At 75.4% G+C, this 12,307-nt stretch carries 13 protein-coding genes; 7 read left to right on the forward strand and 6 right to left on the reverse strand.

Annotated elements, in window-relative coordinates; all coding sequences use genetic code 11:
- The first annotated feature begins 218 nt into the window (after nt 1-218).
- Together ABZ479_RS19340 and ABZ479_RS19345 are read left to right on the forward strand one after the other, a co-directional pair.
- The gene (locus tag ABZ479_RS19340) at nt 219-788 is read left to right on the forward strand and encodes a GNAT family N-acetyltransferase (RefSeq protein ID WP_500462708.1); all 570 of its coding nucleotides are present in this window, start codon (nt 219-221) and stop codon (nt 786-788) included.
- A 494-nt stretch (nt 789-1,282) separates the two neighbouring features.
- Nucleotides 1,283-2,491, forward strand: coding sequence for an acyltransferase family protein (locus ABZ479_RS19345; RefSeq protein ID WP_500462709.1), 1,209 nt, complete (start codon nt 1,283-1,285; stop codon nt 2,489-2,491).
- 25 nt (nt 2,492-2,516) lie between these two features.
- Here the strand turns inward: ABZ479_RS19345 and ABZ479_RS19350 are convergent, their stop codons facing one another.
- Both ABZ479_RS19350 and ABZ479_RS19355 read right to left on the reverse strand, forming a co-directional pair.
- Nucleotides 2,517-3,320, reverse strand: a complete 804-nt coding sequence (locus tag ABZ479_RS19350) for a class I SAM-dependent methyltransferase (protein ID WP_500462710.1) — start codon at nt 3,318-3,320, stop codon at nt 2,517-2,519.
- Nucleotides 3,321-3,370: 50 nt separating this feature from the next.
- Nucleotides 3,371-4,126 (reverse strand): SDR family NAD(P)-dependent oxidoreductase, encoded by a 756-nt coding sequence (locus ABZ479_RS19355; RefSeq protein ID WP_500462711.1) that lies wholly within the window; start codon nt 4,124-4,126, stop codon nt 3,371-3,373.
- Nucleotides 4,127-4,218: 92 nt separating this feature from the next.
- Between ABZ479_RS19355 and ABZ479_RS19360 the strand changes: the two genes are divergently transcribed.
- The gene (locus ABZ479_RS19360) at nt 4,219-4,887 is read left to right on the forward strand and encodes a TetR/AcrR family transcriptional regulator (RefSeq protein ID WP_500462712.1); all 669 of its coding nucleotides are present in this window, start codon (nt 4,219-4,221) and stop codon (nt 4,885-4,887) included.
- 16 nt (nt 4,888-4,903) lie between these two features.
- Here the strand turns inward: ABZ479_RS19360 and ABZ479_RS19365 are convergent, their stop codons facing one another.
- The 4 genes from ABZ479_RS19365 to ABZ479_RS19380 all read right to left on the reverse strand — a co-directional run bounded on the left by ABZ479_RS19365 (nt 4,904) and on the right by ABZ479_RS19380 (nt 7,426).
- Entirely contained in the window at nt 4,904-5,746 is an 843-nt protein-coding gene (locus tag ABZ479_RS19365; RefSeq protein WP_499605115.1) for an aldo/keto reductase, read from the reverse strand.
- A gap of 78 nt (nt 5,747-5,824) precedes the next feature.
- Entirely contained in the window at nt 5,825-6,634 is an 810-nt protein-coding gene (locus ABZ479_RS19370) for a rod shape-determining protein (RefSeq protein ID WP_500462713.1), read from the reverse strand.
- Nucleotides 6,631-7,035, reverse strand: a complete 405-nt coding sequence (locus ABZ479_RS19375) for a TraR/DksA family transcriptional regulator (RefSeq protein ID WP_500462714.1) — start codon at nt 7,033-7,035, stop codon at nt 6,631-6,633. The genes ABZ479_RS19370 and ABZ479_RS19375 overlap by 4 nt, the downstream gene beginning before the upstream one ends.
- 28 nt (nt 7,036-7,063) lie before the next feature.
- Nucleotides 7,064-7,426 (reverse strand): TraR/DksA C4-type zinc finger protein, encoded by a 363-nt coding sequence (locus tag ABZ479_RS19380; protein ID WP_500462715.1) that lies wholly within the window; start codon nt 7,424-7,426, stop codon nt 7,064-7,066.
- A 341-nt stretch (nt 7,427-7,767) separates the two neighbouring features.
- Between ABZ479_RS19380 and ABZ479_RS19385 the strand changes: the two genes are divergently transcribed.
- From ABZ479_RS19385 to secD, 4 genes are all read left to right on the forward strand, one after another.
- Nucleotides 7,768-8,724 carry a sensor histidine kinase gene (locus ABZ479_RS19385; protein WP_500462716.1) on the forward strand — a complete coding sequence of 319 codons (957 nt, stop codon included), beginning with the start codon at nt 7,768-7,770 and terminating at the stop codon, nt 8,722-8,724.
- Nucleotides 8,721-9,386: a response regulator gene (locus ABZ479_RS19390; RefSeq protein WP_500462717.1), complete on the forward strand. Its 666-nt coding sequence runs from the start codon at nt 8,721-8,723 to the stop codon at nt 9,384-9,386. The genes ABZ479_RS19385 and ABZ479_RS19390 overlap by 4 nt, the downstream gene beginning before the upstream one ends.
- Before the next feature lie 59 nt (nt 9,387-9,445).
- Nucleotides 9,446-9,871, forward strand: coding sequence for a hypothetical protein (locus ABZ479_RS19395; RefSeq protein WP_500462718.1), 426 nt, complete (start codon nt 9,446-9,448; stop codon nt 9,869-9,871).
- 77 nt (nt 9,872-9,948) lie between these two features.
- On the forward strand, nt 9,949-12,201 hold the full coding sequence (secD, locus tag ABZ479_RS19400; protein WP_500462719.1) for a protein translocase subunit SecD: 2,253 nt from the start codon (nt 9,949-9,951) through the stop codon (nt 12,199-12,201).
- The last annotated feature ends 106 nt before the right edge of the window (nt 12,202-12,307 follow it).

Here is a 12,307-nt window from a genome sequence, read left to right on the forward strand (position 1 = left end):
GGGGGCGGAGTGTCAAGGGGCCGCTTTCGGTTGTGGAGTTGTATATGCCAAGTGTGTGGATAAGTCCGTAATGTCGCGCTGTCCGGCCGTCACCACCCGACACGCGGCCCGTGACGTTGCGTCACCGTGCGTGCGGGGGTGCGGTACGCCGCGGCCTGCTGCTAGCGTCTGCCCAACCCCCCGGCCCGCGGCGGACGGAGCGAGCGACGGAACCGGATGTGTTCCCCGACACGGTCCTGCGCACCGAGCGGCTCCTCCTGCGCCCGTTCACCGCGGACGACACCCACGACACCTGGGCGAGCTGCGCGGACCCCGACACCCAGCGGTGGCTGCCCCTGCCCCGTCCGTACACGCGGGAGGCCGCGACGGCCTGGTGCACGACGGTCTCCCACGCGCTGCGCGCCTCGGGCGACGGCATCCACTTCGCCGTCGCTGCCCCTGACGGCGGGCGCCTGCTGGGCACGGTCGGCCTCAAGCGGACCGACTGGCGGGCGCGGACCAGCGAGGTCGGTTACTGGGTCGCGCCCTGGGCACGCGGACGCGGCATCGCCACGGAGGCCACCCGCACCCTCGCGACCTGGCTGCTGGCCGACCGGGGTTTCCACCGCCTGGAACTCCGCGCCGCCACGGGCAACACCGCCTCCCAGCGCCTGGCCGTGAAGGCCGGCCTGCGCCGCGAAGCCGTCCTGCGCAACGCGGGCTTCGTCCACGAGGGCCGCGTCGACCTCGTGGTCTTCTCCCTGGTGCGGGGCGACCTGGCACGCGGGACGTCCGCCACCGCTGAGTGATCGTCAGTTGGCCGCCTGCGGTCGTGCCTTGGCGCCGTCTCAGCCGGGTGCGTGCTGCGGTACGCCGGCACGACGCCCCGGCCGCGGATCAACGGGTGCGCACCACCGCGCCGCGCGCGAGCCGGTCGTGCATCCCCTGCCGGTGCGCGTGCGTGCCGATCGAGGTGACGTTCGCGATGAGGATCACCGGAGGGCGTTTGCGGGGCTCCAGCAATCCGTTCCGCCCCTACCTGGGGGCCTGCTCCGGGCGCGTCAGACGCCGCAGGCCCCCGCCGCGCCTTTGCGGCAGGGGTCCGACTCATGGCGATGAGGGCTCAGCGGGGGAGATGCGGAGCCCTCCGACTGCACCGTCCAGCATGGTCGCCCTGGTACGTGCCCGCACCTCGCGGTGGGCCGGACGGGTGACGGGGTCTGTGAGCGGAGTTCGTCGCGGGGGTGGCGTCCGGCGGCCGCCTTTCCAACACTGGTGACCTACAGGCGACGGGGGGACGGACATGGCGACGCGCGCGGAACCGGCGCAGGCACCGCGGCCGGAGCGGCGGCCGGAGCTGGACGCGATCCGGATGCTGGTCGTGATCGGGCTGGTCTTCTTCCACTCGGCGCTCGTGTTCGCCGCCGACGACGACTTCTACGTCAAGAACTCCGAGACCACCGAAGCCATCATGATCATCGCCGGGTTCGGGGTCGTGTGGGCCATGCCGCTGCTGTTCCTCATCTCCGGCCTCGGTGCCTGGCACTCGCTCCAGCGCCGCGGTGCGGGCGGCTTCGCCAGGGAGCGGCTGCTGCGGCTCGGCGTTCCCCTGCTCTTCGCGACCCTCGCGCTGAACCCGCTGCCGCAGTGGCTGAGGCTGCGCTCGGCCGACCCCGGCTACCACGAGTCCTACCTCGGCTTCCTGCCCCGCTTCTACGACGTGCACCTGGAGCCCGGGGAGTTCCCCTTCGTCGTCCAGGGCGAGCACTTCGAGACCGGTCATCTCTGGTTCGTCGTGCTCCTGCTGGCGTTCTCCCTCATGCTGGTGCCGTTCCACCGGTGGTTGCCGCGCGAGCGCGTCCGCCGCTTCGGCGACCGGGCGGCGGAGGCGACCCTGCGCCGGCGGGGCGTCGTGTTGCTGCCGGCCCTCGCCTTCGCGGCGATCTGTGCCTTCGCACGGCTGGAGGAGGAGTACGCGGGCTGGCACCGCTGGTCGTACCTGCTGTTCTTCGTCGCCGGGTTCGCGCTCGCCGGCGACGACCGCTTCCGCACCGTGATGCGGCGCGACGCGGGGACCGCGGCCTGGCTCGGCGCCCTGCTGTTCGCGGCGGCGGGCCCCGGATTCGCCCTGGCCGACGAGCCCTTCACGGAGACGACCGCCCTGGCCACCGTCTCACGGGCGCTTTTCGGCGCGGCCGGATGGTGCCTGGTGGTCGCCATCCCGGGCCTCCTCGACCGTCGGCGGCCGGCGCGACCGCCGGCCGAGCCGATCCCGGCCCCGACGACGCGGCGGCGCGTCTACGGCTATCTCGCCGCAGCCGTGCTGCCGCTGTACGTCCTGCACCAGCCGATCGTGGTCGCCGTCGCGTACTTCGTCGTCGGCTGGTCCGCGCCGATCCTGGTCGAGTACGCCGTGCTCGTGGTGATCGCCCTCGTCCTCACCCTCGCCGCGTACGAGCTCCTGGTCCGCCGCACGCGGGCGACCCGTTTCCTGTTCGGGATGCGACCGTAGGCCGTGCCGTCACACGCGCCGTCGGTCAGCGCACGCCCTGCTGCGGTGACCGGCCCCAGGCCATGAGCAGGCCCGGGGACAGGTCGGCGCAGTCAGGGGAGTCCAGGTAGCGCACGGCCTCGTCGACCAGGGCGTCGTCGACCAGGCCGGTGGCGGTGATCGTCGGCCGCGCCCGTTCCCACGTCTCCGCCCAGAACCGGCTGATCGCGCTGCCCGGCAGGAGCGGGGGCACGTGGACCTCCGCCGCCACCGACCGGAGCCCGGCGTCCCTGAGCATCCCCGGGTAGCGGGGGACCCGGGTGACGTCGGTGCCGATCGTGTCGCGCAGCCCGCGCCACATCGCCCGCATGACCCGGATGTACGGGGTGTCGGGGGCCGACACGGTGGTCAGGTCCACGGCGTCGCCGACCACCAGCACACCGCCGGGGGCGAGCAGCCGGCCCAGGGTGGCGATCATCCGCTCGGCGGACGGCAGGTGCATCAGCACGAACCGCGCGTGGACGAGGTCGAACCCTCCCGGCGGGAAGTCGGCCTCGGTCACGTCCGCCTGATGTACCGTCAGCCCCGGCACGGGGTGCGCGGCCAGGAACCGTACGTCCCGGTCGACGGCGACCACCTCGCTGACCCCGGCCTCGCGGAGCAGCCTGCGCGCCACCGTGCCCGTGCCGGCGCCCACGTCCAGGCAGCGCAGGCCGGGGCCCGCCCCGAGCCACCGCAGGCGGGCGACGGTGGTGTCGTCGTACGTGGCGGCGGCGAGGTCGACGCGGTCGCCCTCGCCGGCGTCCTCCGGGCGGAAGAAGCGCTCCCCGTAGCGGCCGGCGCCGGTCATGCCCTCATTGTGGCAACGGGCGGGCCGGGCCACACGTCGGCGGCCGGTCGTCAGACCGCGGTGTACCCGCCGTCGACGGTGAGCGTGGCGCCGTGGATCTGGGAGGCCTCGTCGCTCGCCAGGAAGACGACGGCCGAGGCCACCTCCGCCGGGAGGCCGGCGCGGCGCGCGGGCATGCGGGAGATGATCGGGGTCAGGTGCTCGCCCATCGCGGCCACCTTGTCCGTCAGGGTCGGGCCGGGGGCCACGGTGTTGACCCGGACCCCGTGCGGACCGTACTCGTCGGCCCACGACGTGGTCAGCGAGTGCACGGCCGCCTTGGTCATGCTGTAGAGCGCCGAGTGCGCCGAGCCCCGCATGCCGCTGATGGAGCCCAGGTTGACCACGGCGCCGTGGCCGCGCTCGGCCATGGGCGGCGCCAGCAGACCGGTGAGCAGGAACACCGACCGCACGCTCACCGCCAGCGCCTGGTCCACGGTCTCCTGCGGGACGTCGGCGGTCGGTGTGGGCGTCAGCAGGAGCGCCGCGTTGTTGACGAGGACGTCGATCCGCCCGCCGGCCGCCGCGAGCGCGCCTTTGGCGAGGCGACCTACGGCCTCGGCGCCCCCCGACAGGTCGGCGCCGACGAACGCCGCCGAGCCGCCGTCCTTCTCGATGCGGGCCACCACGTCGGCACCGCGGGCCTCGTCGCGTCCGCTGACGACGACGAACGCGCCCTCCGCCGCGAGGGCGGCCGCGATGGCGGCGCCGAGGCCCGTGGTGGAACCGGTGACCAGGGCCGTCCGCCCGGTGAGTCGCTGTGTCATGTTCCGCGCCTTTCTCCGTGAACCGGCTGGGAACGGCCAAGGTGCCACCCGGAAAATGGACCCGCAAGTCCAAAAAGTGGCACGATGGGGGCATGGCATCACGACTCACGGCCAAGGGACTCACGGCCAAGGGCGCCGCCACCCGGCAGCGCATCGTCGAGGGGGCCGCGGAGGAGATCCGCGAGCGCGGCGCGGTCGACACGACCCTGGACGACATCCGCGCCCGCACGGCCACCAGCAAGAGCCAGCTCTTCCACTACTTCCCCGGCGGCAAGGAGGAACTGCTGCTCGCCGTCGCCCGGCACGAGGCCGGCCGGGTGCTGTCCGACCAGCAGCCGTACCTGGGCGCGCTCACCTCGTGGCAGGCCTGGTACGACTGGCGGGACGCGGTCGTCGACCGCTACCGGCGGCAGGGGCGGCAGTGCCCGCTCGGCACGCTCGTCGCGCAGCTGAACCCCGCCACGCCCGGCGCGCAGGCCGTGACGAGGGAACTCCTCGCGTCGTGGCAGGCCCAGATCACCAGCGGCATCCGGGCCATGCAGGAGCAGCGGGAGATCGCGGCGGAGCTGGACGCCGACCGGGCCGCGGCCGCGCTGCTCGCGGGCATCCAGGGCGGTGTGGCGATCCTGATGACGACGGGCTCGCTCACGCACCTGGAGGTCGCCCTGGACCTCGGCATCGAACGGTTCCTCGCCGCTCCCGGGCCCGCATCCGGCCCCGCACCCGCGCCCGCGCCCGCTTCCGGGCAGCCGGCCCGCTGACCCGGCGGGGCGCCGCTCAGAGCACCTCCAGTGGTACGGGTCCGCGGGGCGGGGGGAACGCCGCGTCGAGCGCCGCCAGCGCGTCCGCGGGGAGCCGCAGGTCCGCCGCGGCGCGGTTCTCCCGCACGTGCTCGGGCCGTCCCGTGCGGGGGATCGCCGCCACGCCCTGCTCCAGCACCCACGCCAGGGCCACCTGCGCGGGCGTGGCACCGAGGCCGTCCGCCACGGCCCGCAGCGGTGCGGAACGCAGCAGCCGGCCCTGCTCGACGGGCGAGTACGCCATCACGCCCGCCCGGTTGCGCCGGCACCAGGGGAGCAGGTCCCCCTCGATGCCGCGCCGGGTGAGGTTGTAGAGCACCTGGTCCACCGCCACCGCCGACCCGCCCGGCAGGGCGACCAGTTCGGCCATGTCGGCGGCGTCCAGGTTGCTGACGCCCCAGGTGCGGATCTTGCCGGCGGCCATCAGTTCCGTGAAGCCGGCGAGCGTCTCCTCCAGCGGATGCGGCCCCCGCCAGTGCAGCAGGTACAGGTCCAGGATGTCGGTGCGGAGCCGTCGCAGGCTCGCCTCGCAGGCGGCGACGACACCACGGCGGTCGGCGTGGTGCGGCAGCACCTTGCTGACCAGGAACACCTCGGCACGGCGTCCCGCGACGGCCTCCCCGACCAGTTCCTCCGCCGCGCCGTCGCCGTACATCTCGGCGGTGTCGACGATCGACATGCCCAGGTCCAGGCCCAGCCGCAGGGCCGCGATCTCCTCGCGGCGGCGCCCCGGGTCCTCGCCGAGGTACCAGGTGCCCTGGCCGAGCGCCGGGACGTCCCTGGAGGACAGCCGGACCGTACGCATCGACGCTGTCGCCATCCCTGCCTCCCCGGCACGACACCTCTTCAGGCCACCATCCCGCCTCCGGTCGTGCAACCCGGTGGACGGCGACGGAGCCTACCCCACCACGGGCGGGCGGACGTTGCCGGTGAACGACGGGTGGAGGCGGGCGGACGCGAGGAGTTCGGCGGCGCCGCGCACCGCGGCGGTGTGCGGGGCCGGCACGACCTTGACGGGGACGTCCAGCCGGCGCGACAGACGGAGGACGACCTCGGGGCGCAGCGCGCCCCCGCCGGCCAGGAGGACGCCGTGCGCCAGGGCGTCCGGCGCGGCCGCCGTCCGGTCCTCCGCCAGCACGGTCGCCACCATGGCCACCAGCGAGTCGACGACGCGTGCGGCGGCCCCGGGGCCGCCGTCGAGGTCGGCGGTGCCGAGCGTCGCGCGGTGCGCGTCGGTCACCAGGCCGTCGACGAGCAGGACCGTCTCGCTGACGTGGGCGCCGGCGTCCACCACGAGCAGCGGGCGGGACGGGTCCTCGCGGGCCGCGAGCGCCACCGCCCGCGCCGTCGGCACGGTCAGTACGGCGCGCGGCCGCAGGACCTCGACCGCGGCCCTGGCCGCGGTGCGGTAGGCGACGCCGTCCAGGACGGGCGCCGTCAGCACGACCAGCGGGCGGCCGAGGCGGGGCAGCCGGTGGCGGAGCAGCCGGTCGAGCATCCGTGCGGTGCCGGGGACGTCGATGACACGGCGGCGGACGGGGTGGAGGGTGCCGGGACCGCCGGCGGCGCCGGTGCCGGTGCCTGGGAACGTCACCGTGGGGACGTCGAGCACCATGCCCCCGCCGGCCGCCCAGACCCGCGTACGGGTGCTGCCGAGGTCGATGGCGAACCCCGCCCGCCGGCTCGCGGGCAGCCACGGCGTGCTCATGCCCCGGCCCCCCTCGCCTGCCGGCAGCGGCCGCAGTAGCGGGCCTGGGGGACGACCACCAGGTGGTTCAGCGGGATGGGCTCCCGGCACAGCGGACAGATCCCGTACCGGCCCGCGCGCATGCGTTCCAGGGCCGCCTCGACGTCGGCGAGCACCATCCGGGCGGAGGCGGCGAGCGCGGCGCGCACCTCCTCGCGGGCCGCCGCTCGTCCGCCCGCCGCTCGTCCGCCCGCCGCCCGTCCCCCCGGCGGCCGGTGCGCGGGGGCCGGGACGGCCGCGGCGACCTGCCGCAACTGCTCCCGGCGGAAGAGCCGTTGCTCGAGGAGGCTCGCACGCAGCGCGGCGAGGTCCTCGGCGGACAGATGCGCGGCGCGGTCGCCCGCGGTCCGGTGGTTCACCACGTCACCTCCCTCCGGCCGGTCCACGGCGTCACGCGGCACGGCGCCCGCACGCCACGCAGCAGCGCGCGTAGGGGAGGATCTCCAGGCGCTCGGCCGGTATGGGCCTGGCGCAGTCGGGACAGACCCCGTAACTGCCGTCCTGGAGGCGCGCGAAGGCGGCCTCGATCTCGCCCAGCACCCGCTGGATGGCCTCCTTCTGCACGACCATGACGTGGTCGTCCGCCGCCCAGCCGGCCTCGGCGACGGCCCGCAGCTGGGTCAGCCGGGTGTCGCGTTCGTGCTCGAGGCGCCGGTGGGCGTCGGGCACGGACACGCCGACGGGACGGGGGCCGGGCCGGGCATCGGGCAGCGGACCGGGCGAGGGATCGGGCCGGGCGGTGTCGGGGGACACGGCGGGCTCCTTCCGGGGAGCGGATGCGCGGGCGGCCGGCGCCGAAGGCGGCGCCGGCCGGGACCACGCCGGGGGTCGTCTCCCACCATGGCGGGGCGGGCGGCGTCTGCCCATCGGCCGTGACACCCATCTCCTGTGGGTCCCGGACCCCATCCGCCGGGCTCCCGTCCACCCCGGAGATGGGGGTCGCACCCCATCGACCCGGGCACCCGTGCCGGGCAGGCTGGACGCAGGCCGTCCCGACGACGGCCGCGCCCGCCTGCCGGAACCCGCGGAGGCGGGCGCCAGGTGTGCGCGCGTGGCGCGACGAGGGAAGAGCGGGAGAAGGAGGCCGACGTCAGGTGTCCCTGTTCTGGCGGATCTTCGGGCTGAACGCGGTGGTGCTCGGCGCGGCCACGGCACTGCTGCTGTGGGCCCCGGTGACCGTCTCCGTACCCGTGGTGCTGGCCGAGGCGGTGATCCTGGTCGGCGGCCTCGCGGTGATGCTGGTCGCCAACGCCGTGCTGCTGCGGGTCGGCCTGGCCCCGCTGGACCGGCTGACCCGGCTGATGACCACCGTCGACCTGCTGCGACCGGGGCAGCGGCTGCCCGCGGCCCGCGGCCACGGCGGCGTACCCGAGCTGATCCGCACCTTCAACGCCATGCTGGACCGGTTGGAGGAGGAGCGGGCCACGAGCAGCGCCCGCGTCCTGTTCGCGCAGGAGGCCGAGCGCCGGCGGATCGCCCAGGAACTCCACGACGAGGTGGGGCAGAGCATGACCGCCGTCCTGCTCGAACTGAACCGGGCCGCGGGCCAGGCGGCCCAGCCACTCCGCGGCGAACTGCACCAGGCGCAGGAGATCACCCGGGAGAGCCTGGACGAGGTCCGCAGGCTCGCCCGCCGGCTGCGCCCCGCGGTGCTGGACGACTTCGGCCTGGTCAGCGCACTGACCTCGCTCACCGGCGACTTCGCCACGCACACCGGGCTGGGGGTGCGCCGCCGCTTCGACACCGACCTGCCCTCGCTCGACCGCGAGACGGAACTCGTCCTGTACCGCGTCGCCCAGGAGAGCCTGACGAACGTCGCCCGCCACGCCGAGGCCGAACGCGTCGAGGTCAGCCTGCGCCACAGCGGCGACCGCGTCGTGCTCGGCGTCAGCGACGACGGACGCGGCACCGGCATCGTCCACGAGGGCGCCGGCATCCGCGGCATGCGCGAACGGGCGCTGCTCCTCGGAGCCGCGCTCGACATCACCTCCACCCCACGGGCCGGCACCCAGGTCCGGCTGACCGTGCCCGCCCCCAGGGACCGCTCATGACCCCGACCCGACCGACCCCGATCCGCATCCTCCTCGCCGACGACCACGCCCTGGTGCGCCGCGGCGTGCGGCTGATCCTCGACCGCGAACCGGACCTGGAGGTCGTCGCCGAGGCGGGCGACGGCGCGGAGGCCATAGCGCTGGCCCGCGCCCAGGACGTCGACCTGGCGATCCTGGACGTCTCGATGCCCCGCATGACGGGCCTGCAGGCGACCGGCGACCTGGTCGCGCTCAAGCCCGGGCTGCGCATCCTGATGCTGACGATGCACGACAACGAGCAGTACTTCTTCCAGGCGCTCAAGGCGGGTGCCTGCGGCTACGTGCTGAAGTCGGTCGCCGACCGCGACCTGGTCGCCGCCTGCCGGGCCGCCATGCGCGACGAGCCGTTCCTCTACCCCGGCGCGGTCACCGCCCTGATCCGCAACTACCTCGACCGCGCCCGCCAGGGCGGGCAGACCCCGGACCACGTGCTGACGGCGCGGGAGGAGGAGGTTCTCAAGCTGGTCGCCGAGGGGCACTCCTCCAGGGAGATCGCCGAGACGCTGGTGATCAGCGTCAAGACCGTCCACCGGCACCGTGCGAACCTGCTGGGCAAGCTCGGCCTGCACGACCGGCTGCAGCTCACCCGTTACGCGATAAGGGCCGGCCTCATCGAGGCGTGAGCCCGCCGCACGGAGCACGTCCCACCCCACACCCCCGACGACCGGCGAGGAGGTGCCGCATGGCGGTGTGCCGTGCCCCCGCGACCCGGTCGCGCGGGCCCCGCCGGCCGGCGACGGCGGTCGCGGGGGCGGTGCTCGCCGCCCTCCTCGCCGTCCTCTGGCTCCTCGTCCCGGCCGCCGTGGCGGGCCCCGGGGACGCCCCGCCGCCGACCGTCGCCACCGGCGACCGGGACCCCGGGCCACACGCCACCGGTGCGTACGCCGAGGGACCGTACGCCCCCTGTGCCGCGCCCGCCCGGGCGTGGCGCGACGCCCCGGGCGAGCGGCACGCACCCCCGCCCGGCGCCGCGGTCGCCCCCGGCCGGACCGCCCTCACCGGTCCGGCGTACGCCGCGACACGACCGGCCCCGGACCGCCAGGCCCGCCCGACCGCCCAGGCGGCGCCCTGCCGCGGACGCGCACCACCCTCCTCCACAGGCATCTGACGCTTCGTCACATCCTCGTCACATCCCTTGCGCGGACCGCCCCCTGTGCGGCTGCGCCATGCCTGCTGGAGGCCCCCGTGTCACGCGCCACGCGCGTACGGGCGTTGCTCGCCCTCGTTGCCGTCGCCCTGTCCCTCTACGTCGCCGCCACGGTCCCGGTCCGTCTCGGACTCGACCTGCGCGGCGGCACCCAGATCGTCCTGGAGACCCGCTCGACCCCCACGGCGCCCGCGGACGCCGAGGCCACCGCCCGTACCGTCGAGGTGCTGCGCGGCCGCGTCGACGCCCTCGGCGTCGCCGAACCCGCCATCGTGCAGTCGGGGGACCACCGGATCATCGTCGAACTGCCCGGTGTGCAGGACCCGGAGCAGGCCGCGGCCGTCCTCGGACGCACCGCGCAGCTCACCTTCCACGCCGTGCTCGGCACCGCCGGCGACGGCGGCGAGCCCCCCGCCCCGTCGCCCGGGCGCCCCGCGGAACGCGTGCTCGCCGACGAGTCCGGCCAGTCGCTCCGGCTCCGCGCCGCCTCGCTGACCGGCGGGGACGTCAAGGGCGCGCACGCCCGCTTCGACCAGGACACCGGCGCGGGCTGGACCGTCGACGTCGACTTCAAGGGCGAGGGCCGGGACAGGTGGGCGCGCCTGACCGGAGAGGCGGCCTGCCGGCCCGACGGCGACCCGGCCCGGCGCGTCGCGATCGTCCTGGACGACAAGGTGATCTCCTCCCCGCAGGTCGATCCCTCCGTCGCCTGCGGGACCGGCATCTCCGGCGGCTCGACCCGGATCACGGGTACCTTCGACGACGCCGGGGCACGCGAACTGGCCCTGCTGATCAGCGGAGGCGCCCTCCCCGTCCCCGTGGAGACCGTCGAGCAGCGCACCGTCGGCCCCACGCTCGGTGCGGCGGCCGTCACGGCCGCCGTGTGGGCCGCGGCCATCGGCACCGTGCTGACCTCGCTGTTCGTCATCGCCGTCTACCGGCTCGTCGGCGCCCTGGCCGTCGTCGCGCTCGCCTGCTACGGCCTGGTCTCCTACGCCGCGCTGGCCGCCCTCGGCGCCACCCTCACCCTGCCGGGACTCGCGGGCTTCGTCCTGGCGATCGGCATGGCCGTGGACGCCAACGTGCTCGTCTTCGAACGGGCCCGGGAGGAGTACGCGGCGCGCCGCCGCGCGAGCCTGGGCTCCGCGCTGACCGCGGGCTTCCGGAACGCCTTCAGCGCCGTCGCCGACACCAACGTCACCACCCTCATCGCCGCCGCGCTGCTGTTCTTCCTGGGCTCCGGGCCCGTACGCGGCTTCGGTGTCACGCTCGGCATCGGTGTCCTGGCGTCCATGCTCAGCGCCCTGGTGATCACCCGGGCCCTCGCCGGCCTGGCCGTGGCCCGCCCGTCCCTGCGCCGGCGCCCGCACCTGTCCGGCATCGCGGGCATCGGCACCGTACGGCAGTGGATCACCCGGCGCGACCCCGACCTGATGCGGCGCCCGACGCGTTGGCTCGCCGTGTCCGCGGCGGTCCTCGCCCTGGCGGGCTCCGGCCTCCTCGTACGGGGTGCCGACCTCGGGGTGGAGTTCACCGGCGGCCGGCTCATCGAGTACGCCACGGACCGGCCGGTGAGCGCCGACCGGGCACGCGAGGTCCTCGCCCGGGAAGGGTTCCCCCGGGCGGTGGTGCAGACCTCGGGCGAGGACCGCCTCACCGTGCGCACCGCGGAGCTGACCGAGGCGGAGGAGGACCGCGTCGCCGCTGCGATCGGCGGCCTCGGCGGCCAGGTGGAAGAACTCCGCGACGAGTCCGTGGGTCCGGGCATCGGCGAGGAGCTGCGCCGGGGCGCCGTCATCGCCCTCGTCGTGGCGCTGGCCGCCCAGCTCGTCTACCTGGCGGCCCGGTTCCGCTGGACGTTCGGCGCGGCGGCGGTGGTCGCCATGGCGCACGACGTCGTCGTCCTCGTCGGGGTGTTCGCCTGGCTCGGCAAGCCCGTCGACGGCGTCTTCGTCGCGGCCCTGCTCACCGTCATCGGCTACTCCGTCAACGACTCCGTCGTCGTCTTCGACCGGGTCAGGGAACTGGCCCGGCGCGACCGGGGACGCGCCTTCGCCCGCGTCGTCAACACGGCCGTCCTGCAGACGGTGCCCCGCACCGTCAACACCGGGATGGGAGCGGCGTTCATCCTCGCCGCGCTCGCCGTGCTGGGGGAGGGGTCGCTCGCGGACTTCGCGCTGGCCCTGCTCATCGGACTCGCCGTGGGCACCTGGTCCTCGGTGTTCACCGCCGCGCCGCTCGCCGTGGAACTGCACCGGCGCGGGCGGGCGCCGAGGGCGGCGCGCCGCTGAGCCGCACCCGGCGCGATGCTCCTCCCGGGTGGTCGTGGGCGCACGGCCACCGGGGAGGGGTAGGGAGCACAGCGGGGCCCACCCCCTCGCCGCCGCAACCCACGGA

It is taken from the genome of Streptomyces sp. NPDC005722, assembly GCF_040630935.1.
Lineage (GTDB): Bacteria > Actinomycetota > Actinomycetes > Streptomycetales > Streptomycetaceae > Actinacidiphila.

What these genes read in the sequence shown, in the direction of transcription:
- ABZ479_RS19345 (WP_500462709.1), top strand. Translation starts at nt 1,283, where the DNA reads ATGGCGACGCGCGCGGAACCGGCGCAGGCACCGCGGCCGGAGCGGCGG.
- ABZ479_RS19350 (WP_500462710.1), bottom strand. Translation starts at nt 3,320, where the DNA reads ATGACCGGCGCCGGCCGCTACGGGGAGCGCTTCTTCCGCCCGGAGGAC.
- ABZ479_RS19355 (WP_500462711.1), bottom strand. Translation starts at nt 4,126, where the DNA reads ATGACACAGCGACTCACCGGGCGGACGGCCCTGGTCACCGGTTCCACC.
- ABZ479_RS19360 (WP_500462712.1), top strand. Translation starts at nt 4,219, where the DNA reads ATGGCATCACGACTCACGGCCAAGGGACTCACGGCCAAGGGCGCCGCC.
- ABZ479_RS19365 (WP_499605115.1), bottom strand. Translation starts at nt 5,746, where the DNA reads ATGGCGACAGCGTCGATGCGTACGGTCCGGCTGTCCTCCAGGGACGTC.
- ABZ479_RS19370 (WP_500462713.1), bottom strand. Translation starts at nt 6,634, where the DNA reads ATGAGCACGCCGTGGCTGCCCGCGAGCCGGCGGGCGGGGTTCGCCATC.
- ABZ479_RS19390 (WP_500462717.1), top strand. Translation starts at nt 8,721, where the DNA reads ATGACCCCGACCCGACCGACCCCGATCCGCATCCTCCTCGCCGACGAC.
- ABZ479_RS19395 (WP_500462718.1), top strand. Translation starts at nt 9,446, where the DNA reads ATGGCGGTGTGCCGTGCCCCCGCGACCCGGTCGCGCGGGCCCCGCCGG.